Below are 24,345 nucleotides of genomic sequence, written 5' to 3' on the forward strand. Positions count from 1 at the left end.
CGAAGCGCTCGAACGGAACTTGCTCCTCACGTATTCTCGGCCGATGGGACGACTCCGGTACTCCATCAACATCACTCTGGACGGATGCTGCGATCATCGCGCGGTGCCTGCGGAGGAAGAGTTGCAGGGGTTGCACCGCCACCACACCGCGAACCTCGAGCGGGCCGACGCGCTGCTCTTCGGCCGCGTGACGTACGAACTCATGGAGTCGGCGTGGCGATTGTCGCCGTCGTCGGCAGAGAATCCCGAATGGACGGACCCGTTCGCCCGGACGATCGACGCAGCGAAGAAGTACGTCGTGTCGAGCACGCTCCCGAGTGTCGACTGGAACGCGGAACTCGTCCAGGGGGACCTGGCCGAGGCGGTGCGGAAACTCAAGCAGGAAGCGCCCAACGGTCTGTTCGTCGGAGGCGTGCGACTCCCCCTCGCGTTGGCCGAACTGGGGCTGATCGACGAGTACGAGTTCGTGGTGCAGCCCAGGGTCGCCGGCCACGGGCCGACGTTGTTCGCGGGGTTGTCGAAGCCCCTCGAATTGCGCTTCCTGGACCGGCACGAATTCGGTGCGGGCACCGTGGCAATGCGGTACGAACCGCGCCGGTGAGCCTCGACGGGTGCATTGCTCGACACAACCTGCGATCCTGTGCCGTGACCCGTTCGAGTTGCTCGGGTCGTCCGGCGAACAACCCTGATTGCGGTGAACGATGGCGAACGATCATGACGACACGGCCCGGGCAGCGCGAGGGCGTGCCGCCGCGATCGCGATCTGGCTGGCGACATTCGGAGCGGTGCTCGCGATAGGTGGCGTGGTCGTCGCTTTCCATCCGGACATTCCCGCGACTGCAGGCGGCTCGATGATCGCTGCAGGACTGGTCTCGGTTGTGTTCTTCGGTTATCGCGCCCGGCTGAACAACTCGTAGGACGCGTCGGGTCGCTGCGCACCGGCGAGGTCATGTCGGCGCTACTCGGCCTTCTTCCGCTTCTTCTTTCGCTGCTTGCGGGAGCGCGCCCGTGACGGGCGCCGGGCGGATGTGTTCGGCTTCTCGAGCTTGTCGGTGGCGCCGTCCGGCGCGGTGTTCGATTGTTCTTCGAGAAGCGAACGCGCCATCTCGTTGCGGAGACTGTCCATGAGTTCGGGTGAGCGGAGGAGAAACGTGGCCTCCTGCAGCGCGAGATATCGCTTCTTCGAGATCAGCACTGCCTCATGGTGTTTCCCGGCGATCTCGACCGCGACGGTGTCGTCGTTGACTTCGCGCACCAGCGCACCCAACCGCTCGCGAGCGAACTTGACCGTGGTTGCGCGCACTCCCGCCGACTCCATTCCCCTGCTCGACCGACCCCCGGCACCTTCGTGCACCGGACCGGAAACAGTCCGGGGACACGACGCGGCGCATCACACCGTTGCAGGGGCCACTGTATAGACCCGGGGCGAATGCGCGGACCGGACGTGCTCAGGGCGCCGGGGAGAATCAGGGAGCGACGAACCCTCCGATACCGGGGAGCGACGGTTGTCCGGCATTGGGGTAGCCCTCGGCCCCGACGATGGCGACGGTGATGGCGACGGGTCCCGATCCGGTGTCGACCGTGGGCGCATCGGGCAGTGAACCGTATGGCGTGCAGGGCCGCAGGCTCGTGGAGCCGCTGGTGCCGTTCGCCAGATTCACATAGTTGATGCGGACGAGCGTGAGCGCAGCGCTGGTCCAGCACGGCGCGTCGCTCACGGGCAGGGTGAAGGTCGTCCGGCCCTTTCCGGGAGACGAGGCGTTCACAGAGGAGAAGAGCAGATCCGGAAGTCCGAGTCCGGTGATCTGCACGCCGACAGCGGGAATTTGATAGACGGAGATCGGAGTAGAGGTCAGCGTGGGGCCGACGGGGTCGGCTGCGGCGGCGGGCGCTCCCGCAACCGCCACTCCGGCGGCGGTGAGCGCCGTACCGGTCAGAATCGAAAGCCGTGTGGAGACGCGCATGGTGTTTCCTTTCGGTTCGGTGAGATTCGATCCGGAATAGGAGAGCGGGTGTTCGGTGATGCCCCGACGAGGCCGGTGGGTATTGCGGAGACCGATCCGTGCGGGTGCGTCATGCCCCGATCATCGTGGGAAATTCGACGTTCATTACACAATCGGCGAAAATAGCCGGGGTTTTCTTTGGCCGGCACGGAGTTTCGGTAATGAGCCGGCTTCGGTAGTGAATCGTGGAATCCGAGCCGGGACATTTGCGATGTTCGCGAAACTAATTGCATATCTACTTCGGTCGTCGAATCGCACTCGCCGTCTGCGCGTGGCTAGACGAATTCGAGTGACCCCTCCACCGACTGCGCCACCTTCCGGGTACCGGGGGATCCCAACGCAATTGCGAGGTCCGAGCCGTCGTGCTCGGCCAGCAGTTCCCCGCCCGACCACACCAGCAGCGTCGCGGCAACGGTGTGCTCGGCGACCGAATGCGACAGGTCGTAGTGCGCGCAACCGGGAACACCGGCGTACGTGATCCACAGGTCGAATCCGGTCATGAACAAGTCCAGGTCGAACTGCACACACAGACTGAGCAACTCGCTTCGCCCCGTGTCGTCGACGCCCGCGAACGCTTCGTCCAACGCCAGCAACCGCGGCGCATGCGGATCCGCGGAATCGAGCATCACGTGCGCCGCCGCGAACAACGGCAGATGCAGCGACACCGACTGCTCACCGCCCGACAACGCCGAATGCCGCGCAGGTGTGAGTTTGTCGTCGCTCCCGTCCGCGCCGATGAGACTGAACGAGAACACCCGCCAACGGCGGTAATCGAGGGTCGTGGCAAGGATTTCCGGGTAGGAGCGCTCCGGATGCGCGGCTCGTTCCGCACGGATCCGGGATGCGAAGTGCGCCCGGATGCCGGCGAGGTCGTCCGCCGACAGCGCCGCAGCGTCGCGGTCGAGCAGTTTGCAGACCGCGCGCGCCGGGTCGTCCAGATCGTCCGCGAGCACCCAGTGCACGCCGATCGTGTTGCCCGAGGACATGTGCCGCTGCCGCATCTCGGCACCCATGCGTGCGATCAGGTCTCGTGCGTCGACGGTGCGTTCGTGGATCTGCTGGGACAGAGCCGCCAGCAGGGCATCTTCGAGGATGCGGCGCTCGGAGTCGGTCAGCAGCAACTCCTGCTCGCGACGAGCGTGCGCGATACGCACCGCGAACTGCCCGACCGACGAGTACCCCTGTTCGTCCTGCACCTGCACCACGGTCAGCCCGTCGGGCGCATCCCACTGCAACCGGTAGTCCTGACTACGCGCGAGTTCCGTATCGAACTCCTGCACGGCAGCGGCGAGCGCGGTGCGCGTGGACTTGCGAGCCGATTCACTGGCGGTGACCGTTGCCGTCGCCGCTGCCAGCGAACGGAAGAGCGCCTGCACCTCGGACGGGAAGACCGGAACGTCGGCGTCGGGTTCCGCATGCTGAATCCGGTACAGCAGTTGGTCGGTGTCCAGCCACGCCGCGGTGCTCGCCGGCCACGCGTGCGGGTGCTCGATCCCGAGGAGCGCCAGCATGTCCGGCCGCGCGAAAGGCGCCAGCCGCTCGGCGTCGGCGCGGGATTCTGCCAGCGCCGAACGCAGGGTGTCCTCGGCGGCGGTATGCGCGGCCTCCGACTTGCCGATCCGCTCGATGGCCGCTTCATACGCTTTGCGCGCGGCACGCTGGGAGGTCTTCGCAGACTCGATCCGGGCCCGAGCCTGTTCGAGTTGCACGTCGATCCGGTCGGCGCCGGCACCGAGCGCGTCGCGCAGTGTTTCGAGTTTCTGTCGCTGGGCGGTGAACGACTCTTCGGAGATGGCCGATTGTTCGGCGGCTTCGTCGGCGACGCGGCGTGCCTCGTCGAGCCGCACCCGCGCTTCTCGTACCCGCTCGCCGGTGGCGGCGTGCTCTCGCAACGCCCGCAGCAGGGCCTGTCCCTGCGAGCGGAAGTGCCGCACCGCAGCGTCCAGGCTGTCGAGTTCCTGCGGGAGGTGGGGCGCGCGATGTCGTGCGGCGATCGAGCGCAGGTGCTGCTGCCGGGTAGCGAATTCCGCCAGCGCCTGATCGAGATCGCGGTCGGCGGCCGCAGCCGCCTCGGTGGACGTCCGCAGTGCACCCGCGCACTCGGTGACCTTCCGCAAAGCGGCAAGCACCGACCCGGTGCGGGGCACCGCGGCGGCGGCTTCGTCGAGCCCGGTCAGCCGGTCCCCGAGGAGGCGATGCTGCTCGCGCAACGACTCCGCCGTCGAACGTGCTTCGGCGACCGCACGTTCGAGTTCCGTGACTCGTCGTTGTCGCCGGCGTGCGCGGGCCGTCGCCCCGATGAACTCGGCGTGTGTCTTGACGTGCCGGCCCACCTGAGTGCCCTGCCGGAAACCGCCCGTGACGTCCACCGACACTGCGACCCCGCCGGCCGGTGTGGACGTCAGCGCGATCGACTCGAGCACGGCGGCGACATCGCGCTCGGGAACCTCCGTATCGGGTTCGGGCACCAGCACATCGGCCAGCGTCGGCCCCGACGGCCGATGCGGCGCCGGCACCGCGACGAGGAACTGTTCCGACTCGGTGGCAGGCAACTCCCCGGTACCCGCCCAGATCCACCCGTCGAGCACGTTCGCGGCCTGCAGGGCCGCCTCGATTCCGGCTGCGTCCGCTGCGGTGACGTCGTCGCGGAATCGCACCAGACGCCACAACGGAGCGCCCGGCAGCGACTCCCGGCTTCCCGTCCGCGCCGGGAACGGCGGGGGAGCGTCGTCGTGTTCGGCGTCCACTTCGGTCCGCTCAATGTCGTACTCCGCGATCCGCACCCCGAGCGCGTCGATCTCCGACGTGAGCGTGCGTCGCCGGAACCGGAGTTCCTCGAGCGCGGGGGCCGTGTGGATGCCGAGCACGGAGGCGGGTGTCGCGGCGTCGTCCTGCCCGGCGGCCGCGATCGCGGAGTCCAATGCGTCGAGCAGATCCGGCGAAATACCCTCTACCGCATAGCGTTCCGCATGTTCTGTCCACCATGTTCGCAGGTCGGCCGCCGTCTCCGCTCGCGTCAGTGCAACCACTGTTTCCGCCGCGTCCACCGCAGCGGCGGCCGACTCGCGTTGCGCGCGACTGCGCGTCGCCGCGGCCTCCGCACGCGTGCGCGCTGCCGCAGCGGCGTCCACGCTTCCGGTGGCCGCCCGCACCGCCCGCACGTCGGCGTCGCGTTCCTCCGCGTGTGCGTCGAGCGCGGCGACGAGCCGATCGGTTCGATCGAGATGTTCGGCACCGTGCCAGTCGATGCCCGCGTCTTCGGCGGTCTCGTGAAGTGCATCCTCGCAGCGGGTCCGCGTCGACAGTGCTGCGGCGAGGGCGGACTCGGCCCGCTCGAGTTCGTCGGCACGCTGCGCGACCGCGCTCTGAGCCCGCTCTGCCTGCTCGGCCTGCACCGCGGTGGTGCGTTCGAGGTTCGCGACCGCCTGCGCAAGGTCGTCGAGTTGTTGTTTGCCCTCGTATGCGCCGGAGCGTTGCAGGGCGTCGAGATTGGCGCGGGCCTGTTCGAGGTCGCGCTCGGTCACGGCGAGGGTTTCCTCGGCCTGTGCGCGGGCGGCGGCGGCCCCTTCTCTGTCGGCGACGGCAGAGCGCAACGACTCGACGGCGGCCCGGACCGTCGCGAGGCGCATCCCCACCTGGTCGACCTCCGAGCGTGCCTGCTGCCGCAGGTAGTTCGAGTACACGGCGACGAAACTCTGCGCCGCGTCGTCGGCGGCGGCCAGCGATTCGAGCGTCCGCGCCACCTCCTCCATGTCGGAGAACGACCGGGCAGCCTCGACCAGCAGTTGGTCGTCGAGCGGGCGGAGACCGTCGGTCAGCGCCTGGGACAACCCCTTGGGATCGAGGTTCTTCGCCAGCTGCGGGCGTCGCAACGTGAGGATCAGGTTGATCAATTGGTCGTATCGCTGCGCCCCCAACCCGAACATGCGCGCATCGATGGCCGCCCGGTACTCCACCGGCCGGTCGGTGACCGCGTCGGCGCCGACTTCCTCGATCAGCTGCTTCCGGGTCAGCGGCCGGTCTTCGGTGTCGAGCAACGAGAAGTCGACACCCACGCGCCCGTCGACGACGAAATACCAGCGCGTGACCTTGTCGTTTCCCCGCGTGGCGCGCATGCCGACCCCGACCGTGACGGCCTCCGGGTCCTCGACCCGGCCGCGGCAGAACTCCATCCACACATAGGAATAAGCGCTGTCCTGCCCCTGGTACAGCAGGTTCGAGCGCATGGTGCGCTCTTCGCCCGCGAACGGGTTGAGCCGGCGCGGTTCGATGCGCCCGTCGAACACGAACGGGAACAGCACCTCGAGGGCCTTGGTCTTACCCGACCCGTTGGGGCCACGGAGCACCAGGCGCCCGTCCGCGAACGAGAACTCCTGATCCCGGTAGTCCCACAGATTGATGATTCCGGCGCGGGTGGGCCGGAAACGGGCACTACTCATGACTCTCCGTCTCGCTTGTCTCGTCCGGGAACAGGTCGATCTGCGGATCTCGTTTACGCACACTGACGGTCGCGCCCCGGAACCGCGCCGCTGCGGGCAGCGCGAGCACGCCACCGGGCACCCGGGCGACGAGTTCCAGCTTCGCGAGCAGAGCCACCGCCGCGTCCGTGAGGCCCACCGGATCCGCCTGCCACTGCGCCGCGAAGGTGCGGCCGTAGGTGTCGACGAGCCCGCGGATGGTGCTCGCCAGCCACGCATCGTCGACCATCGGGTGCTCGGGCCGGACGCGCTCTCCGGCGAGATCGTCTCCGTGCACGCGGTCGGGTGGGCCGGTCACCGCCAACGCGGTGAACACTCCCGGGCGCGGAATCGCTGCGTCCACCGCCGCGACGAGGTCGTCGTGCTTGTCGGCGGGGAGGGGAAGCCGCGCCGGTGCAGGCAGATCCGGGTCGAGCACTCGGTCGCAGATCTCTCCGGCCAGCAGCAGTGCCACCTGCGCGACGGTGCCGGTGCCGGGGAACCGCACGTCCGACAGGCGACCGGAGGTGTCCACCAGGGCCACGCCCTCCGCACGCCGCTCCGCCACCAGTCCGGTGAGCACTTCCAGGTCGGCGGTGGTGCGCGGCAGCGCGAGCTGCACTGCCTCGGCGTCGTCGAGTCCCTCGGCGTAGACGACGGGACGCTGGATCAGGGCGCGACGAACCCGTCGCGTCGCCTCGGCGGAACGCCGCCCGTCGGACACGTGGGCGCCGCCCGCCGGGTTCGCGAGCAGACCGCGCACCGAGTTCAGGTGCTGCAGCGCCAGCGGCGGACGGAACAACGCCGCCACGACCGACCGGTCGATGTCGTAGAGGGCTTCGCCGCTGTCGGGATCGCTCGCCCATCCGCCCGCATCGCCGTCGGCGAGGGAGATCGCCCCGCGCGCCGCGAGCCACGCCACCGCGTCCACGAAGGCGTCGCGGTCCGTCGCCCTGTCGGTGGCCAGATCCACTCCGTCGATCCGGGAGGCATCGGCGGCTACGTGGTCGGCCAGTTCGGACAGGCTGATCTGTCCACCTGCGCGGCCGAGCGCCGCAACGGCCAGTGCGAGATAGGCATACCGTCGCCGGTCGAAGGGCCGGTCGGTGTGGGTGGCGGTACCAGCCCCCGGGTCGAGCCGGTCCAGCACGGTGAACAACCTGGCGGTCGTTTCGGTGACCTCGAGCCGGTAGCCGAGTGTGTCGAGCAGGTCGTCACGCAATTCGGTGGCCCACCGCCGCAGCAACGGCAGGGCGGTGCGGTCGGGGAACGTCGAGGTCACCAGGTGGTGGGTGAGGATCAGGCGCGCCGCGCGCTGGTACGAATCGAGGTCGAGCGGCGCGATGGTGCGTGCTCTCACTGCACCTCCACGGTCATAGCGTCCAGATACAACCGTCCGCGTGCGGTGCGCACCACCGTCGATTCGGTGCTGGGCCGCAACGTGAGTTTCACGCCGTTCTGCGTGCCGGACGTTCCGTCGCCGCGGACGCGTCCGCTCACCGGTACCCGCGCCGACAGCGCCGCGTCGATGAGGCTGAGCAGCACCTCGGTCTCCGGTTCGGTGAGTTCACGGTCCCGCACGCCGCCGGAGGCGAGGGACCGCGCCGCGTCGGCACGGCGTCGCTGGTTCTCCCACTGCACTTCACGCAACCGCCGCACGGCTGCGTCGTTGCGGTGCACTCGGCCGGGCGCACCGGCAGAAGGTGTCCGGCCCGTTTCGGCCAGCGTGCGCGAGATCTCGACCGGCGGTGCGTCCCACCACGACCGGTTGGCGGGCACCACGTCGGCGTCGGAATGCGGCACCGAGAAATGCCGGGGACGGCCGAGGTCGAACACCGCCCCGAACAGTGCGTGCGCGGCGTCCTCGCTGGGCGCGGCGGCGAACCATCCCGCCAGGTGCCGCAACTGCGATTCCCGGCTCACCCCGCCTCGGCGGGTCTCGGTGAGGCGGCGCAGCAGCGCCAGCACCGCCGCGATCGCACTCATCGTGCCCTCCCGCAACCGCTCGGATTCGCTCGGCGCCGACCCCATGCCCGCGAACCAGTGTTCGAGCCCGCGCCAGCGCTGGCGCCAGTCGGCTTCGCGTTCCTCGTAGGAGAGCAGGACCCTCTCGTCGTGAGCCGCCGCGAGGGCAGGTAGCCGCGCGGCGCCGGTGGCCTGGACCCGCGCAAGGGCGGCGGTGAGCTTCGGCGCATACCGGGCGAGGTCGGAACTGAACTCCCGCATGTGCGACAGCAGTGCGTCTTTGTGGGTGAGAAACACTTCGGGGGTGATCTCGGTGGTGCGCACCAGGTCACCCAGGACGAGGTAGAACCGCGCGGCCCGCTCCGCCATGTCCGACAGGGTCGCATCGAGGCGGTTGAGTTTCCGGTACACGAGTTCGCCGTCCCCGGCGTCGTTGGCATCGGCGAGTTCGGTCAGATCGGCGAGGAGATCGGCCAGCGCCAACCGGGACAACGCGACATCGTGCCCGCGACCGGTCAGGACGTCGTCGACGGCACGGAAGGCATAGAACCCTTCCTGCCCGAACTGGTAGACGAAGTGCCGGTTGCGGTACTCGGCGAGGGTGGCTGCGCGGGTTCCGTCGTAGCTGCGTTCGAGCACGCCCCACGCGTGCAACTGCTCGAGCAGGGGAGCGATCTCCGACGAGGTCAGCGCTGCCGCCGGATCGTCACCGCTGATGCGGCCGAGCACCGCTTCGACGTCGGCTGCGTGCAGCAGCACGACGTAGTTGGCGCGGGCATGATCGAACGCCCGGAGTACCCACAGATATTCGGTGCGTTTCTCGGCGGTCGCGAAGGAGAACAGCCGGAGCCGGCCGTCCCGCACCGTCGGGTCCTCGACCGTCCGGGTGCCGGATCGACCTGTTTCGTTCACCGTGACAGGGTAGGCGGACGGGCGCCCGGAGCCCGCATCACCCGACGCCCGTGTCGGCGCGTTTCCTTATTCTGGTCGTGCGACAACGTGCGACCGTAGGAGGGGAGATGCCGGATCCCGGGGCCGGTTCGGGTGCCACGACGTGGGACGACATGGCGCAATGGCTCGTCGCGTCGCTCACCGGCAGGCCGGCCGGATTCGTCCTCGAGATCGGCCCGCGCGACTATGTGCCGTCCGAGGACGACCCCGAGGTCGTGTGCGCGCAGATCCATGTGCTCGCCGACGGTGTGCTCATGCTCCGCCGCTCACGTATCGAGCTGTCGCACCTGCTGCTCGGAGACCACACCCCGAACGGGCTGGTCCTGGACCTGTGGCACTTCGACGGCCACTTCGAGGACTGCACCGACGGCTATCTGTTCTCCCGCGACGTCCGCCTCGTCGCCGACACCTGTGTCGCCTGGTTCCGGGACGGCTGGAGCACCGCGTCCGCCGACGAACTGGGATGCAGCCTCCGGTTCCCCGACGAACTGCCCCGTACCGATACGACGATGCCGTAGCCCGCTGCGGGACACACCCGCCCGCACGCACCGTGAACGGCGATCGATACCGAAGTGGTGCCTCGTTCCTCCCACGAGGAACGCCGTCGCCCTGTTGACTCTGCACTCAGCGGCCCTGACTCCCAGCACCGACACCGCATCGGCGCAGAGGCGGTTCCCTCATGACGAGTTCACCGACATCGCCACCGGTCTCGGACGGAGGTTTCTCCGTCACGGACCCGCAGGAGTCGCTCGACCGCCTCTTGCGGGATCTGCGTACCCGCACCGAGGGCCTCTCGGCCAGAGAGGCCGAACGGCGTTTGGCCCAGGTGGGCGCGAACGACCTGGTCCGGCAGAAAGGCGAGCCGGCCTGGCGCGAGCTGCTGCGCCAGCTCGTCCATCCGCTGGCGTTGTTGCTGTGGGTGGCGGCTCTCCTCGCCTGGGTCTCCGGTTCGGGGCCGCTGGCCGTCGCGATCGTCGTCGTCATCTGCCTCAACGCAGGATTTGCCTTCGTGCAGGAGCGTCACGCCGAACAAGCCGTGGAAGCATTGTCGGCCTACCTGCCACCGCATGCGCGGGTGCTGCGAGACGGACAGGAGACTCAGGTCGAAGCGCACCTGCTGGTGCCGGGTGATGTCGTTGTCGTCTCCGAGGGCGACCGCATCTCCGCGGATGCTCGGCTGTTGTCCGGGGCGGTGGACATCGATACGTCGACACTGACCGGTGAATCCGCGCCGGTCGAGGTACGCGTCGACGCCGGCAGCACCGATGTGCCCCTCATCAGGGCACGAGACGTGGTGTTCAGTGGAACCTCCTGCACGGCGGGCGAGGCCACCGCAGTGGTGTTCGCGACGGGCATGCGCACCGAACTCGGCCGGATCGCCGCCCTGTCGCAGCGAGTGGGGCACGAGGAGAGCCCGCTCGAGAAGCAGGTCAAGCGGGTGGCGCAGCTCATCGCGCTGGTGGCGGTCGGGATGGGGATCGCCTTCATTCCGCTGGGCACCATCTTCGCGGGCCTGTCGCTCTCACAAGCCGCCGATTTCGCGATCGGGTTGCTCGTCGCGAACGTCCCCGAGGGACTGTTGCCGACGATCACGCTCGCCCTGGCGGTCGGGGTGCGGATCCTCGCCCGGCGGGGCGCCCTGGTCAAACGGATCTCCGCGGTGGAAACACTCGGTTCGACGAGCGTGATCTGCACGGACAAGACCGGCACGCTCACGCTCAACGAGATGAGCGTGGTGGAAATGTGGACTGCTGCCGGCGTCCTCGACTTCGACGGGTCGCCGGAGCGCCCGGCACCCGACACGCCGCCTGCTCGCCTCGCCTGGGCTGCGGTGTGCTGCAGCAATGCGACGATCCGCCGCAAGGACACATCCGGTGACGATCAAGGCACCGGGGACCAGACCGAATTGGCGCTGCTCCGTGCGGCCGAGGCGATGGGTGTCGACGTACCCGCCGAGCATTCCGGTCGCCTGGCGCTCTACTCGTTCGACTCCGTGCTGCGCCGCATGTCCACGGTCGATGACGGTCCCGGCGGTGCCTGGGTGCACACCAAAGGTGCGCCGGAGGTCGTGCTCGCCCGCTGTACACGGATCGCGGTCGGCGTGGGCGGCGACCGCGAACTGACGGACGCCGATCGCCTCGAGGTCGAGGGTGTCGTCGATTCGTGGGCACGACAGGGACGACGCGTCCTCGCGCTTGCCGAACGCCGTCTCGATCCCGAAGCGGGGTCGCTGCCCGAACGCGACGACGCCGAACACGACCTGGTGTTGCTCGGTGTCGCCGCCATGATCGATCCGCCCCGCGCAGAGGTGCCCGACGCGGTCGCGCGATGCCACGACGCCGGGATACGCCTGATCGTGGTCACCGGCGATCACGCGCTGACCGCCCGAGGTGTCGGCGAGAGCGTCGGTATCGGGCGGGGCGGACTGACCGTGCTCGGGGGTGACGAGGTCGACCGCATGTCCGACCGCGAACTCGACGCGGTCCTCGCGACTCCTGGCGAATTGATCTTCGCGCGCAGTTCGCCGGAGTCCAAGCTGCGGATCACCGACGCGTTGCAGGGTGCCGGCTACATCGTGGCCATGACCGGCGACGGCGTGAACGACGCTCCGGCGTTGCGCCGCGCCGATATCGGTATCGCGATGGGCAAGTCGGGTACCGATGTGGCGCGCGAAGCGGCCACGATGGTTCTCACGGACGACAACTTCGCGACCATCGTGACTGCGGTCGAGGCCGGCCGCAGGGTCTACGACAACGTCCGCAAGTTCATCGTCTACATCTTCGCGCACACCACCCCGGAGGTCGTGCCGTTCCTGCTGTACGCGTTGAGTGGCGGGGCCATACCTCTGCCGTTGACCGTGATGCAGATTCTGGCGATCGACCTCGGGACGGAGACGGTGCCTGCGCTGGCGCTGGGACGTGAACGCGCAGAGCCGGGACTCATGGAACGCGCACCCAGGACGCGGGCCCAGTCGGTCATCGACCGATCCATGATGGTCCGTGCCTGGCTGGTGCTCGGCGGTGTCTCGACGGTGCTGGTGCTGGCGCTGTTCCTCGGCACGCTGGTGGCCGGGGGATGGTCGCTCGGCGCCGACGTCGGCTCCGGTCCGCTGCACCACACCTGGCAGCAGGCGACCACCATGACGTTCCTGGCGATCGTCGCGTGCCAGATAGGCACCGCCACCGCGGCCCGCACGCAGCGTGCATCACTCGCCGACATCGGGTTGTTCACCAACCCGTTGTTGCTGTGGGGCATCGTATTCGAGGTGTGCTTCGCGGCAGTGATCGTGACGGTGCCGGTACTCCGGGAAGTGTTCGGTACTGCGGTGCCCGAGTGGTGGCAGCTCGCGCTGTTGCTGCCGCTTCCGGTCGTGGTGTGGGGATGCGACGAACTCCTGCGCAGAAGAGCCCGCCGCCACGCCCGATGAGCGGCCCCGCGAGGGTTCGCGCCCCGTCAGCTCAGCGCAACGGTGCATCCGGGCTGCAAAGTGGCTGTCCGGTCGCGGCACATCACCTCGATCGGGCGGTGGTCTCCGGGCCCGGCGGTGACCTCCACCTTCCGCCCGTGGACCGATACCTGGAGGTTGTGTCCGCGGTAGCGCATCGGGAACTCCAGCGCACCGAGGCTTTCCGGCCACTGCGGGTTCAAGATGAGGTGGTCGCCTCGTGTCTCGAGTCCGGTGAAGCACCGCTGCAGCAGGTCGATGCTTCCCGCCATCGCCGCAAGATGGATGCCCTCGCGGGTGGTGCCACCCTGGATATCGGTGACATCCGAGACGAGAACTCTCTCGAAGTACTCCACGGCCTCGTCGCGATGACCGCGTGCGAGGACCCACGAGTGCACCACGGCGCTCAGGGTCGATCCGTGGGACGTGCGCGCGAGGTAGTAGTCGATGGTGCGGGGGATCGCGGCCGGTTCGAACCGGTAACCCGCGCGTCCGAGCAGATCTCGCAGTTCGTCGGCCGAGAGCACGTAGAACAGCATCACCACGTCGGCTTGTTTCGAGGCGCGGTACCGGTTCACATCGTCGCCTTCCGCCTCGAGGATCCGGTCCAGCCGCTGAATGTTTCCGTACCGCTCGCGATAACCGTCCCAGTCGAGTTCGGCCAGATCGGCGTATCCCTCGAACTGGCTCAATACCCCGTCGTGGAACGGAACGAACATCCGCCGGGTGACGTCGGTCCACCGGGCGAGTTCGTCCGCGTCGAGGTGCAGACTGTGCATCAGGTCGGTCCGGTCCGGATCAGGAAGTGTGGCAAGCGCTTCCATCGCACGAAGAATGACCCATATCGCCATCACGTTGGTGTAGGCGTTGTTGTCGATGCCGTCGTACGGAGCGTCGGGGTACCCGGAGTGGAACTCGTCCGGTCCCACGACCCCGCGGATCACGTATCGGGACCGGGTGCTGTCGTAGGTGGCGAGACTCGCGAAGAACCGTGCGATCTCGACCAGCATCTCGGCGCCGTACTCACCGAGGAACGCGGGATCTCCGGTGACCTGGTAGTACTGCCACACGTTGAAGGCCACGGCAATGCCGATGTGATGCTGCCGCGCACTGGGGTCCGGCAGCCACCGCCCGGACCGCGGGTTGAGGTGCCACTGCTGGCTCTCCTCCCGTCCGTCGCTTCCGGATTGCCACGGGAACATCGCGCCCCGGTAACCGGCGGCACGGGCCGCGCGGCGTGCCTCCGGCAGTCTGCGGTACCGGTACATCAGCAGGGACCGGGTCAGCGACGGTTTCCTGAGGTTGAGCACGGGGAAGACGAACAACTCGTCCCAGAAGATGTGTCCGCGGTAGGCCTCGCCGTGCAGGCCCCGGGCCGGGACACCGGCATCGAGATCGGCGGTGTTCCGCGACAGGGTCTGGAGGAGATGCAGCATATGCAGTCGCAGAATCCGGGACGCATCCGGCCGATCGCGGAGAGTGATCCGGGTCCGGTCCCACAGGAGTTCCCACGCCCGCACGTGACCGTCGAGGATCTCGTCGAACGTGCCCGACGCCGACAACAGCCGGGTGGCCGCGTCGGCAGGATCGGACACCGCACGGTCGCGACCGGTGAACACGGTGGCCAGTTTGTCCACCGTGACGGTTCGCCCCTCGTCGACGCGGACAGCGACGATATGACCGATGCTGCCGTCACTTTCGAAGAACTGACAGGTGCTGTCGTGCCGTTCGCCGTTGGACCGGACGGTGGTGCGTGCTGCCGTTGCCACCGGGACATGCGACTGGTTCGTCCGCATGCTCAGCATCACCGAGTCGGGCGACACCTCGCACGCGTCCATCGGGACGAGATGTCGATCGGCCAGGTCACGGTATCGGTCGACGAGCGCGTTGCGGACCGAACCGTCGAGCGACGACCTGAACTCCACGAGGCCCGACCAATCGTGCGCCACCACCGTCGTCTGGAGCGCGCCGACATGCGCCAGATGCATCGCGACGAACCGTCGCTGTACCACTGTCGTCGTCCGCCCGGCGTCGTCGCGATACTGCACCCGGCGGGTGAGCACCGCCCGGCGCAGGTCGAGGTACTGGCGATAATCGAGCAGTTCGACCGCGTCCACGTCGAACCACGGTCCACCGTCGATCCGGAACGTCAGCGGCAGCCAGTTGGGCGTGTTCACCAGGCTTTCGTTCACGAGCGTCATGCCCGGACGGTCGTCCTGCAACCGGTTGAACAGGCCGGCGACGTACGTGCCCGGATAGTGGGTCGGACCGGCGACTGCTTCGGGCGCACACCCGCGCGTGGCGAAGAACCCGTTTCCCACGGTGCACAGCGATTCTCGGAGTTTCTCGGAATCAGGGTCGTAGTCGTCGTAGAACAGCGTCCACGCACCGGCCCGGGACGCATCCGGCGGGTTGCGCTCGAGCATGTCGCCGACCAGATCCAGCAGCTCCTGCACCCCGGCCGCGCCGTTCACCGCGAACCGGGCGGCGCTCCGCCGATCCTCGCCGGCCTCGTGCCGGACCACGACCCCGATCCCGCCACGGGGCAGCGCGTCGAACGCGTCCTCGTCGGTGCGATCGCCTCCGACGTACACGGGCAGCACGGACTTTCCCCGGGCGATGTGTTCGAGCACCCAGTGCAGTGCTGTGCCCCTGTCCCGCCCAGGTGCGGGACCGATTTTCCCGCCATCCGCGTGACCGGGCGCTCGGTCGGCACCGGGCGCCGCGGCGAGTACGGCAGGGTGTTCGTACTCCTCGCCGCCCGGTCCGGCGAGTTCGAACCCGTGTCGGCCTGCGTACCACAGGCCGGGTATCCCGAGCCGGTCCTGCAGGCCCGTCAGGTCTCGTTCGCTCAGCACCACGACGATGCATGTTTCCGCCAGCCTCGCCAGAGTGCTCCGAAGGTTTTCGGTCGGCTCGGTATCCGCCGTGGCGGTGTCGAGGTCGAGTAGCAGGACCGGTTCGTGGACCCGCAGGAACGCCGCCAGTTCCGCATCGGACGCGGCGGCGTCGGGGATGTCCGAGAGGGGGCGATCATCTGCCCGCAGTCCGATCTCGCCGAGGTCCCGAACCACCACGTCTGCGCCCGCGACGATCGGATCCCGCTCGCGTCCCTCCCCGTCGACTTCGATGACCAGGGCGAACCCGGCACGATGCCCGGGGTGCACCCCGTGCTCGCCGCGGGCTGTGACGAGCACGGCGGACGACGGCCTGGCACCCAGGCGTGCCGCGGCCCCCTCGGGTGTCGTCTCGTTCACCGCGACGGACAGCGGGCCGCTGAGGCCCGCGGTCTCCAACGCTTCCTTCGCATGTCCGCTGGGGGAGAACACCGCCATCCCCACACCGGCACTGTCCAGTCGGCGCAGCAGTGCCGTCACCGGGTCTGCTCGTCCCTCGGTTTCGTCGGGACGGGACGTTCCGGTGCCCTCGGCACCGGAAACCGACGCGAAATCCGGAACGACCCCGAGATCGACGACGACCGCGCTGTGATGCCGCAGGTCGATGAGCGGCCGGTCAGCGGTGTCACCCTCGTCGTTCTGCACAGTGCCTCCCGGACGGAACGAGAACAGCCTTCCCACCTTCCACTCCGGACAGTAGCCCGGTGGTGTGGGCGCGAGTTCGAAAAGGACGAGACCTGTCGATACTGCGGAATCGAGCGTCCGGCACCCGGGAGAGGACACGGCGCGGTATCGGAGTTGCGTCGGGTGGGTCTCGACTTCCGGAATCGTTAACGCCCGTGGGCGTCCCTGCGACATGTCATACGTCGGGGTACCCACCTATTCGGTCATCGAATTGAGGCACCCACCATGCGAAAAGCATCTCCATTCCTCGCCGCGCTGTTCGGAACGACACTGCTCGTGGCTGTGGCCGGCGGAGCCGGCGCTCAGATCCCGGGCGATACCGGAGAGTCCGCGCCGACGGCGGCAACGGCCCAAACGACACCGCCGCCGACACCGCCGCCTACGACGACTCCACCACCGACGACCACACCACCGCCTACGACGACTCCACCACCGACGACGAAACCACCGACGACGACACCGCCGCCCACGAAACCACCGACGACCACACCACCGCCCACGAAACCACCGACGACCACACCACCGCCCACGAAACCGCCGTCATCGACGACGCCGCAACCGACGCACCCGCACAGCACCGTGCCGCCGCATGCCCCGGTTCCGGATAGTCCGAGTACGCCGCCGGTCCATCGCGATCCCGATGCGCGGGTGCCGGTGCAATCCATCCCTGCCGGATCGATTTACGGTCGTTGACATGCGGGCACGACCGAGCATCACCGTTGTGTGCGCAGCCGCCCTTGTATTTCTGGGCGGCTGCGCCACCACCTCCGATCCGGATACCGCCTCCGTCCCGGCGTCGGTGACGGAGGGCAAGAAGGACATGCCGCCACCGGTCGCGGCGATCGCCGACGACCCGGCAGCACCGGTGTCCCTGACGCTCGACGGCGTCACCGCGCCGACCGACCCGGTCGCCACCGACGCGAGCGGCACATTGCTTCCCCCGCAAGATGTTTCACGACTCGGCTGGTGGGTGGACTCTGCGATGCCCGGCGGGGGGAGCGGTGCGATCGTGGTGACCGGACACGTCGACGACGTCGATCAAGGAGACGGGTTCGCCGCGCGATTCGCCGACGTGCGCGAAGGTGACGAATTGACCGTGTCGACCGGTGACGGGCGCGCACGCGAGTACCGCGTGGACCGGTTGCTGAGCGTGGGCAAGGAGGGAAACCTCCCGCTCGACGAAATCAACCGGCTCGATGGTCCTGAAACGCTGCTGCTTGTCACGTGCGGCGGGGAATTCGTCGGACCGCCGCTCGGCTACGCGAACAACGACTTCGTGTTCGCGGTGCCGACCGGTCCCGTCGCCGAGGTACCTGCCCCGTAGCCGGCGGGAGCAACGGCTCAGCGGCCGAAAGGAATACGGAGCCCCGTCCGCAACGGCCGGCCGTTACTTCTGTGGATCGACGCGTGCCGAATCGTCGCGCGGATGCTTCACCGAATCCGCCGTCATTCGTGCTCGCACGAGTTCCGTGCGCGCGGCATCGAGTTCTGCCCGGCACCGGGCGACTTCGGTGCGCAGATCGCTCAACTCGGCCCGCAGCTCGTCGCTGCGCTCGCGGGAGGCCGTCTCCGCGGCGCGGGAGGTGGCGGCCGAGACCCGGGCCTGCTCGAGGTGATCCCGAAGCTCGGCGTTCCGGTCGCGTTCGGCGCCGAACTCGGACTCGAGGCGGGCGACGGTTGCAGACTCGCGTTCGAGCGCGGCCCGAACCCGACCGAGTTCGTCGCGTGTCTCGGAGAGTTCGGTGCGGATGCGATCTCGTTCGGCGGCGGTGTCGTCGAGCGCGCGACGGCACCCGGTGAGGCTGGCCTCGAGTTCCTCGATGGTCTCCCGATATTCGGCGGCGACCCGGTTGTGCTCGGACTCGGCATCGGCGAGCCGGCCCTGAAGATGTTGCAGCGTGTCGGCATGGTCGTCACTCGCCCGGGTGAGTTCTTCCTCATGGGACTGCTGGAGCCGACGGACCTGTTCGGCGTGGGCGGCCCGCGCGTCCGCGAGTTCGGCGTCGACAGCGACGACCGCCGCATCGGCGTTCTCGCGATCCTCGGTGGCCTGCGCGAGCTGTTCGCGCAGTCGCGCGATCTTGGCGTCGGCGTCGGCGCGGACCTTGGCCAGTTCGGTCGCAGCTCTGGTCATCTGCGCTTCGACGGCCTCTGCGTCGGTCAGCTTGTCGACCGCTTCGGTGATACGGGTCGCGATTGCTGCGTACTGCTCGAGTGTCGTCGCGGTGAGAGTCCGCAACGCCGTCGTGGTCGTGGCCAGGGTGGAAATCGCGTCGTCGGGTGTGGATGCCTGCGCGGCGGCGGGGGAGAGCGCCGCTTGTTTTTTGGCACGTTCGCGTTCGCGGTGGGCACGTACCCGGTCGGCGGCCGACGCGTACTTGCGGGGCCGGCCCACGCGCGCGGGTGCACCTTCAGGTTGCCCGGACGGATCCCCGCCGTGGTCGTTTTCCGGGCGGGAGGTATCGGGGGAAGGGGTGCTCATGGGGGTCCTCGTGTCTGGGATGCGCGTCCGACGCCGCTTATCGGGCTATGCACGACTCTAATCTACGTTTTGTATCCGTACAAGAACGAAATGAATTACGAAACGAAATGAAATGAAACGGACTGAACTGGGAAAACTAGCGGTGCAAACTGATACGAAACGAATAAGTAACAAGGCCTCTCCATCACAGAGACCGTGGGAGTCGTTCAAAACGCGCCCGCAGCCGTCTACGTCCTGATCGTCATAATTCCCTCTTATGGTGAGTTACTCGCCGAGGGGTGCGAAAAACTGTGCACCCCCTTCCTGGCGCCTACGAGGCCCCGCGGACGGCGAGTCTCGGGGGGAAAAAAGTGGGCAGCCGTGCCGGGTGGGAGTGTCGACGTACCTCGACCTGCGCGGGAGTTGCCGCGAACCCGGAACCGACGCTCAGTGATCCGAACGAGTGTGCGTGTCCTCGCCGAACAACTCGCGCACCATCCCCGCAGCTTCCGGTGGTGCCTCGACCTCGAGAACCACCCGGCTGCCACTCAGATGCAGGGTGAAGTCGTAGAACGGGCAGCACTGCTGCTCTGCTGCGGCGAGTTCGGCGAGAGCACCTGCTCGGTCGACGGGCAGCCGCAACCGGACCCCTGCCGTGCTCGGTTCGCGGACGGCGCCGGCGAGCAGCCGGCGCCACTGGTGCGCGCGGGTGCGATGGTCGGCGCCGCCGAGCGAGCAGGCGATCGGGGTCGCGGACCCGCCGGTGTCCGCGACGCGGGATGGGGTGAGAGGCAGATGGTGTGCCCGAGTGCGAGTGTCCGGTGCATGCACGACGCAGGTGGCATCGCACGGCTCGGCGCGTTCGGGCATGTCGTCGAGCCAGCTAAGTGCCCGTCGAAGTGTGTCGGCGAATGCGATGAGCTCCGCAGTCCGCGCATCGGTGTCGTCCAGGCGTGCAGCCGTCTTCGGCCGTAGCCGAGCACGCACCGCGGCGCAGGAACCGTGCTCCCACACCGCGAGCAATTCACGGATCTCACCGAGGCTGAGTCCTAGATGTTTGGCTGCCTGAATGAACCCGACGCGGTCGAGATCACGCTGCCGGTAGATGCGATATCCGCTGTCGGTTCGGCCGGCCGGGACCAGCCCTGCGGATTCGTAGTACCGCAGGGTGGTCGCTGGGACGCCGGTGTGTTCGGCGAACTGGGAAATCAGCATCGTGCCCACACGTCGACGGTAAACCTTCGACTCGACTCGAAGGTCAAGCTCCGAACCCCGATCCCTTATCCGCGGTAGTCCATCTGCCGGGCCACGCGCCGCGCGAGATCGTCGTCGACGAGGGACACCAGGTGCAGGGCGAGGTCGATGCCTGCCGAGATACCGGCGGAGGTGTAGATGCCGCGATCGTGCACCCAGCGTGGCCCGTCCAGCACCGTCAACTCGGGAAAGCGGCGCGCGAGTTCGGCGAGGTCGTCCCAGTGCGTGGTGACGCGGTGGTCGGTCAGCACACCCGCGACGGCGAGTAGGAACGCTCCGGTACACACCGAGGCGACGATCGGTGTCGACGATCGCGCAGCGATCCAGGCACGCAGGTCCGGATCGCTCTCGGCGACCTGCGTGACACCGCCCGGCACGAGCAGCACATCGAATTCCGGTGCGGTGGCAATCGATACGTCGGTACACACCCGCAGACCGCCGCGGGCGGTGACGATCGACCGATCCGGATATGCAGACACGAGTGTCGCACCGGCGCTTCCACGGGGACTACCTGCCGAAAGGCGCGCGGCCACCGAAAACACCTCGAACGGCCCGAACGCGTCGAGCACCTCGACATCGTCGTAGACGAGGATGCCGTACCGAGTCGCTGCCACGGCGCGATCGTATCGTCGCTGCCGCGCGGTGAGTGCGCGCGGCCGGCGGGGAGCTTCAGCGGGCGGGGGCGCCGAACCACCGTGTGAGGCGACTTTCCGCATCCCGCTGGTCCTCGCCTACCCATGCCACGTGGCCGTCCGGGCGCAGCAACAGCGCTGGTACGTCCAGTTCTTCGCAGGGATCGACGATGTGGTCGACGCGGTCGGCCCAGCCCGCCACCGACAGGCGGCCGGTGCGGTCGAGCAACAGTCCTCGACCGGCGTGCAGCTGCTCGTAGAGCCGCCCGCGTTCCAGGCGTACATCCCGCATGTGCCTGCCGACCAGGTCGTGCGGGTCGCCGAGGTCGTAGCGGACTCCGATCGCGGTGACCTTCTCGACCAGGTAGCGGTTCACCACGTCGAAATCCATCAGTTGCGTCATCAGGCGGCGCACAGACTGTGGGCCCGGTTCGACGGACATCAACTCCATCATCGCGCGGGTGGTGTCGAGTACGTCGGCGGCGACCGGGTGCCGCTCGTCGTGGTAGCTGTCCAGCAGTGCCTCCGGCGCCCACCCGCACACGGCGCCGGCCAGCTTCCAGCCGAGATTGAACGCGTCCTGGACACCGAGATTGAGCCCTTGCCCACCGGTCGGTGGATGAATGTGCGCGGCATCGCCGGCCAGTAGCACCCGGCCGACGCGGTAACGCTCTGCCAACCGGGTGCCGTTGCCGAACCGGGACAACCAACGCGGGGAATGTGCGCCGAAGTCCGTACCAGACACACTCCGCATCTGGTTCCGCAGTTCGTCGAGGGTCGGTGGGACCCTGCGGTCTTCGGCCACCCCGGCAGCGGGCACGATGACCCGATAGCGCCGCCCCTCACCCACAGGCATCGCGCCGAACCGCAGCTGCGTCTTCCGGACTTCGGCACTCACGGCGGCGATCGTCTCCGGCGTCGCGGTCAGTTCCACCTCGCCCAGCAACGTGTCCACCGTGGACGGTTCGCCGGGGAACGCAACCCCGAGCAGCGTGCGCACCGTGCTGCGACCACCGTCGCAGCCCACCAGATATCGGGAGCGCAGCCGCGTTCCGTCCGTCAGCACCGCGGTGACACCGTCGTCGTCCTGCTCGAGTCCGACGACCGTGCAACCGCGCCGGATCGACGCGCCCAGTTCGGATGCGCGTTCGGTCAGCAGGCGATCGGTGACGGGCTGGGGGATGCCCAGGACGTACGGATGTGCGGTGTCCAGACCCTCCGGGGCCGGTGCGGGAATGCCCGCGAAGAAACCGCCCACCGGGTGCTTCTTTCCGTGCGAGAGGAACCGCTCGAGCAGGCCGCGCTGGTCCATCACCTCGAGGCTGCGCGCGTGCAACCCGAGCGAGCGCACGACCGGGGTCGGCTCCGTGTCCTGTTCCGGTACGACCACCTGCAATCCGTGCAGCCGAAGTTCGGCGGCCAACATCATGCCGGTCGGCCCGCCCCCGACCACGATGACGTCGATCATGAGAACCCCCGTTCGTCCGAAGTGGATCCGGTGCGCCGGCCAGGCGGCGATGTGGCGTGGATGCCGCGTAACCCTGCATGTGTGCAGGTCCTGGCCTCGAACGGCGATTGTGCAGGACACCGGGGGTCTTGCCGCAAGACCGGGGGTGAGCTATATCTTGAAAGGGGCAGGGAGCACACGACTCCTTGCCTTCGTCGTTTCCGACGTCCCTCCCGTAGTGCGATCCGACCGGCCCACCCGTCGATCCGCATGTGGTCGCGCGCGGGCAGTCGCCACAGTCCCCGAATGGGTGACATCCGGCATCTGCGTCGAGTTGTGGTTACCGTTGTGAGGGTGATCACATGCTGACCCGTCTGATCGTCGCGTACCTGTCGCGTTATCGCGCGTACGTCGTTGCGGTGGTAGCACTGCAGTCGGTCGCGACGGCTGCGATGCTCTACCTGCCGACACTCAACGCCGACATCATCGACAACGGCGTTGCGAAGGGCGACACCGGATACATCATGCGCATCGGCGGGTGGATGCTCGTGGTGGTGCTGCTGCAGGTGATCTGCACCGTCTCCGGTCAGTACTTCGGTGCCCGCGGCGCGCTCGCCGCCGGCCGCGACATCCGGCACGATCTCCTGCACCGGGTGAACACCTTCTCCGCGCGGGAAGTCGGCACGTTCGGCGCTCCGTCGTTGATCACCAGGAACACCAACGACGTTCAGCAGATCCAGCTTCTCCTGGTGATGAGTTCGTTCGTTCTCGTCACCGCGCCGATCATGTGCATCGGCGGCATCGTCCTGGGCATGCGCGTCGCGCCGGGGCTGGCGTGGCTGCTGGTGGTGGCGGTGCCCGTCCTCGGTCTGACGATGAGCCTGATCATCCGGGTGACGATCCCCGGGTTCCGCTCCATGCAGGCGTTTCTCGACAGCGTGAATCGCGTCCTGCGCGAACAGATCACGGGCATCCGGGTCGTGCGCGCCTTCGTGCGGGAACACCACGAGATGGAACGCTTCGGGGTCGCCAACGACAAACTCGCCGACGCGACCCTGCGGGTCGGGCGAATGATGGCACTGATGTTTCCGGCGGTCATGTTCATCACCAACGTGACGACCGTGGGGATCATCTGGTTCGGTGGTCACGCCGTGTCGGACGGGAGCGTCGAGATCGGCGCGCTGAGCGCGATGATCACCTACGTCGTGCAGATCATGATCTCGGTGATGATGGCGTCGTTCCTGGCGATGATGGCCCCGAGGGCGGCCGTCTGCGCGGACCGGATCGGGGATGTTCTCGCCACCGAAACGTCGGTGGTGCGGCCGGCCGACCCGGCCGGGTTCGCCGCGGATCCGGCAACCGTCGAATTTCGCGCCGCCGAGTTCCGATACCCGGGTGCCGATCAGCCGGTACTGCACGACCTCACCTTCCTCGTCGCGCCCGGCACGACCACGGCCGTCGTAGGGTCGACCGGCTCGGGCAAGACCACTCTGGTGGGACTGGTGCCGCGCCTGATCGATGCGACCGCCGGGTCGGTGCTCGTCGGCGGTACCGACGTCAGGCAACTCGATCCCGACACGCTGCGATCGGTGATCGGATTGGTCCCGCAACGGGCGTACCTGTTCTCCGGGACCGTCGCCTCGAATGTGCGGCACGGGAAACGTGATGCGACGGACGAGGAGATCTGGGAGGCGCTACGTATCGCGCAGGCCGACGAGTTCGTCCGTGCGATGCCGCTGGGCCTCGACACTCCCGTCGCTCAGGGCGGCACCACGGTCTCGGGTGGGCAGCGCCAGCGTCTGGCCATCGCCCGGGCGCTCGTCCGAAGACCCGCCGTCTACGTGTTCGACGACGCGTTCTCCGCGCTCGACCTGTCGACCGACGCGCGCCTGCGGTCCGCGCTGCGGCCGGTCACCATGTCCGCTGCGGTGATCATCGTTGCCCAGCGCGTATCGACCATCATCGACGCCGACCAGATCGTGGTACTCGATCGCGGACGGATCGTCGGACTGGGCCGGCACGACGAGCTGGTGGAGACCTGTCCGACCTACGCGGAGATCGTCGGTTCGCAGCTCGCGGTCGAGGAGCAGGTGTGACGGGCCCCGCCGCACGGCACGCGGCCATCGCACCGATCCAGAAGCCCCGGTCC

17 protein-coding genes are annotated in these 24,345 nt (G+C 68.2%); 6 read left to right on the plus strand and 11 right to left on the minus strand.

The window, feature by feature from the left end:
- Positions 1-43 precede the first annotated feature (43 nt).
- Both ACLQ3J_RS03415 and ACLQ3J_RS03420 read left to right on the plus strand, forming a co-directional pair.
- Positions 44-601 (plus strand): dihydrofolate reductase family protein, encoded by a 558-nt coding sequence (locus ACLQ3J_RS03415; protein WP_422423993.1) that lies wholly within the window; start codon positions 44-46, stop codon positions 599-601.
- A 100-nt stretch (positions 602-701) separates the two neighbouring features.
- Positions 702-917, plus strand: coding sequence for a hypothetical protein (locus ACLQ3J_RS03420; protein WP_425902155.1), 216 nt, complete (start codon positions 702-704; stop codon positions 915-917).
- A gap of 41 nt (positions 918-958) precedes the next feature.
- Here ACLQ3J_RS03420 and ACLQ3J_RS03425 read toward each other — a convergent pair whose 3' ends face one another.
- The 5 genes from ACLQ3J_RS03425 to ACLQ3J_RS03445 form a co-directional block, all read right to left on the minus strand.
- Positions 959-1,303: a type II toxin-antitoxin system Phd/YefM family antitoxin gene (locus tag ACLQ3J_RS03425; protein ID WP_425902156.1), complete on the minus strand. Its 345-nt coding sequence runs from the start codon at positions 1,301-1,303 to the stop codon at positions 959-961.
- Between the two features lie 163 nt (positions 1,304-1,466).
- Entirely contained in the window at positions 1,467-1,964 is a 498-nt protein-coding gene (locus tag ACLQ3J_RS03430) for a hypothetical protein (RefSeq protein WP_425902157.1), read from the minus strand.
- A 314-nt stretch (positions 1,965-2,278) separates the two neighbouring features.
- Positions 2,279-6,442: a TIGR02680 family protein gene (locus ACLQ3J_RS03435; RefSeq protein ID WP_425902158.1), complete on the minus strand. Its 4,164-nt coding sequence runs from the start codon at positions 6,440-6,442 to the stop codon at positions 2,279-2,281.
- Entirely contained in the window at positions 6,435-7,820 is a 1,386-nt protein-coding gene (locus ACLQ3J_RS03440; protein WP_425902159.1) for a TIGR02678 family protein, read from the minus strand. Before ACLQ3J_RS03440 ends, ACLQ3J_RS03435 begins: the two co-directional genes overlap by 8 nt.
- The gene (locus ACLQ3J_RS03445) at positions 7,817-9,289 is read right to left on the minus strand and encodes a TIGR02677 family protein (protein WP_425902279.1); all 1,473 of its coding nucleotides are present in this window, start codon (positions 9,287-9,289) and stop codon (positions 7,817-7,819) included. The genes ACLQ3J_RS03440 and ACLQ3J_RS03445 overlap by 4 nt, the downstream gene beginning before the upstream one ends.
- Before the next feature lie 155 nt (positions 9,290-9,444).
- Between ACLQ3J_RS03445 and ACLQ3J_RS03450 the strand changes: the two genes are divergently transcribed.
- Entirely contained in the window at positions 9,445-9,894 is a 450-nt protein-coding gene (locus ACLQ3J_RS03450) for a hypothetical protein (protein ID WP_169622240.1), read from the plus strand.
- A gap of 161 nt (positions 9,895-10,055) precedes the next feature.
- The gene (locus ACLQ3J_RS03455) at positions 10,056-12,803 is read left to right on the plus strand and encodes a cation-translocating P-type ATPase (protein ID WP_425902161.1); all 2,748 of its coding nucleotides are present in this window, start codon (positions 10,056-10,058) and stop codon (positions 12,801-12,803) included.
- 26 nt (positions 12,804-12,829) lie between these two features.
- Here the strand turns inward: ACLQ3J_RS03455 and ACLQ3J_RS03460 are convergent, their stop codons facing one another.
- Both ACLQ3J_RS03460 and ACLQ3J_RS03465 read right to left on the minus strand, forming a co-directional pair.
- On the minus strand, positions 12,830-16,363 hold the full coding sequence (locus tag ACLQ3J_RS03460) for a trehalose-phosphatase (protein ID WP_425902162.1): 3,534 nt from the start codon (positions 16,361-16,363) through the stop codon (positions 12,830-12,832).
- A 341-nt stretch (positions 16,364-16,704) separates the two neighbouring features.
- Positions 16,705-17,067, minus strand: a complete 363-nt coding sequence (locus tag ACLQ3J_RS03465) for a hypothetical protein (protein ID WP_425902163.1) — start codon at positions 17,065-17,067, stop codon at positions 16,705-16,707.
- A 29-nt stretch (positions 17,068-17,096) separates the two neighbouring features.
- Here ACLQ3J_RS03465 and ACLQ3J_RS03470 point away from each other — a divergent pair, with 29 nt between their 5' ends.
- Positions 17,097-17,726: a class F sortase gene (locus tag ACLQ3J_RS03470; RefSeq protein WP_296549665.1), complete on the plus strand. Its 630-nt coding sequence runs from the start codon at positions 17,097-17,099 to the stop codon at positions 17,724-17,726.
- A 63-nt stretch (positions 17,727-17,789) separates the two neighbouring features.
- Here ACLQ3J_RS03470 and ACLQ3J_RS03475 read toward each other — a convergent pair whose 3' ends face one another.
- The 4 genes from ACLQ3J_RS03475 to rox all read right to left on the minus strand — a co-directional run bounded on the left by ACLQ3J_RS03475 (position 17,790) and on the right by rox (position 22,217).
- Positions 17,790-18,884: a hypothetical protein gene (locus ACLQ3J_RS03475; RefSeq protein ID WP_425902164.1), complete on the minus strand. Its 1,095-nt coding sequence runs from the start codon at positions 18,882-18,884 to the stop codon at positions 17,790-17,792.
- A gap of 426 nt (positions 18,885-19,310) precedes the next feature.
- A complete protein-coding gene (locus ACLQ3J_RS03480) occupies positions 19,311-20,078 on the minus strand; it encodes a MerR family transcriptional regulator (protein WP_425902280.1) in 768 nt (255 codons plus the stop codon).
- A gap of 65 nt (positions 20,079-20,143) precedes the next feature.
- Positions 20,144-20,731 carry a DJ-1/PfpI family protein gene (locus ACLQ3J_RS03485; protein WP_296549668.1) on the minus strand — a complete coding sequence of 196 codons (588 nt, stop codon included), beginning with the start codon at positions 20,729-20,731 and terminating at the stop codon, positions 20,144-20,146.
- A 55-nt stretch (positions 20,732-20,786) separates the two neighbouring features.
- Positions 20,787-22,217 (minus strand): rifampin monooxygenase, encoded by a 1,431-nt coding sequence (gene rox, locus ACLQ3J_RS03490; protein WP_425902166.1) that lies wholly within the window; start codon positions 22,215-22,217, stop codon positions 20,787-20,789.
- Between the two features lie 341 nt (positions 22,218-22,558).
- On the opposite strand from rox, the gene ACLQ3J_RS03495 reads away from it, so the two are divergent.
- Positions 22,559-24,292, plus strand: a complete 1,734-nt coding sequence (locus ACLQ3J_RS03495; RefSeq protein WP_425902167.1) for an ABC transporter ATP-binding protein — start codon at positions 22,559-22,561, stop codon at positions 24,290-24,292.
- Positions 24,293-24,345: the final 53 nt, after the last annotated feature.

It is taken from the genome of Rhodococcus sp. DT1 (assembly GCF_049844875.1).
Taxonomy (GTDB): Bacteria; Actinomycetota; Actinomycetes; order Mycobacteriales; family Mycobacteriaceae; genus Rhodococcus.

What these genes read in the sequence shown, in the direction of transcription:
- ACLQ3J_RS03415 (WP_422423993.1), top strand. Translation starts at nt 44, where the DNA reads ATGGGACGACTCCGGTACTCCATCAACATCACTCTGGACGGATGCTGC.
- ACLQ3J_RS03420 (WP_425902155.1), top strand. Translation starts at nt 702, where the DNA reads ATGGCGAACGATCATGACGACACGGCCCGGGCAGCGCGAGGGCGTGCC.
- ACLQ3J_RS03430 (WP_425902157.1), bottom strand. Translation starts at nt 1,964, where the DNA reads ATGCGCGTCTCCACACGGCTTTCGATTCTGACCGGTACGGCGCTCACC.
- ACLQ3J_RS03435 (WP_425902158.1), bottom strand. Translation starts at nt 6,442, where the DNA reads ATGAGTAGTGCCCGTTTCCGGCCCACCCGCGCCGGAATCATCAATCTG.
- ACLQ3J_RS03450 (WP_169622240.1), top strand. Translation starts at nt 9,445, where the DNA reads ATGCCGGATCCCGGGGCCGGTTCGGGTGCCACGACGTGGGACGACATG.
- ACLQ3J_RS03455 (WP_425902161.1), top strand. Translation starts at nt 10,056, where the DNA reads ATGACGAGTTCACCGACATCGCCACCGGTCTCGGACGGAGGTTTCTCC.
- ACLQ3J_RS03465 (WP_425902163.1), bottom strand. Translation starts at nt 17,067, where the DNA reads ATGGATTGCACCGGCACCCGCGCATCGGGATCGCGATGGACCGGCGGC.
- ACLQ3J_RS03470 (WP_296549665.1), top strand. Translation starts at nt 17,097, where the DNA reads ATGCGGGCACGACCGAGCATCACCGTTGTGTGCGCAGCCGCCCTTGTA.
- ACLQ3J_RS03475 (WP_425902164.1), bottom strand. Translation starts at nt 18,884, where the DNA reads ATGAGCACCCCTTCCCCCGATACCTCCCGCCCGGAAAACGACCACGGC.
- ACLQ3J_RS03480 (WP_425902280.1), bottom strand. Translation starts at nt 20,078, where the DNA reads ATGCTGATTTCCCAGTTCGCCGAACACACCGGCGTCCCAGCGACCACC.
- rox (WP_425902166.1), bottom strand. Translation starts at nt 22,217, where the DNA reads ATGATCGACGTCATCGTGGTCGGGGGCGGGCCGACCGGCATGATGTTG.
- ACLQ3J_RS03495 (WP_425902167.1), top strand. Translation starts at nt 22,559, where the DNA reads ATGCTGACCCGTCTGATCGTCGCGTACCTGTCGCGTTATCGCGCGTAC.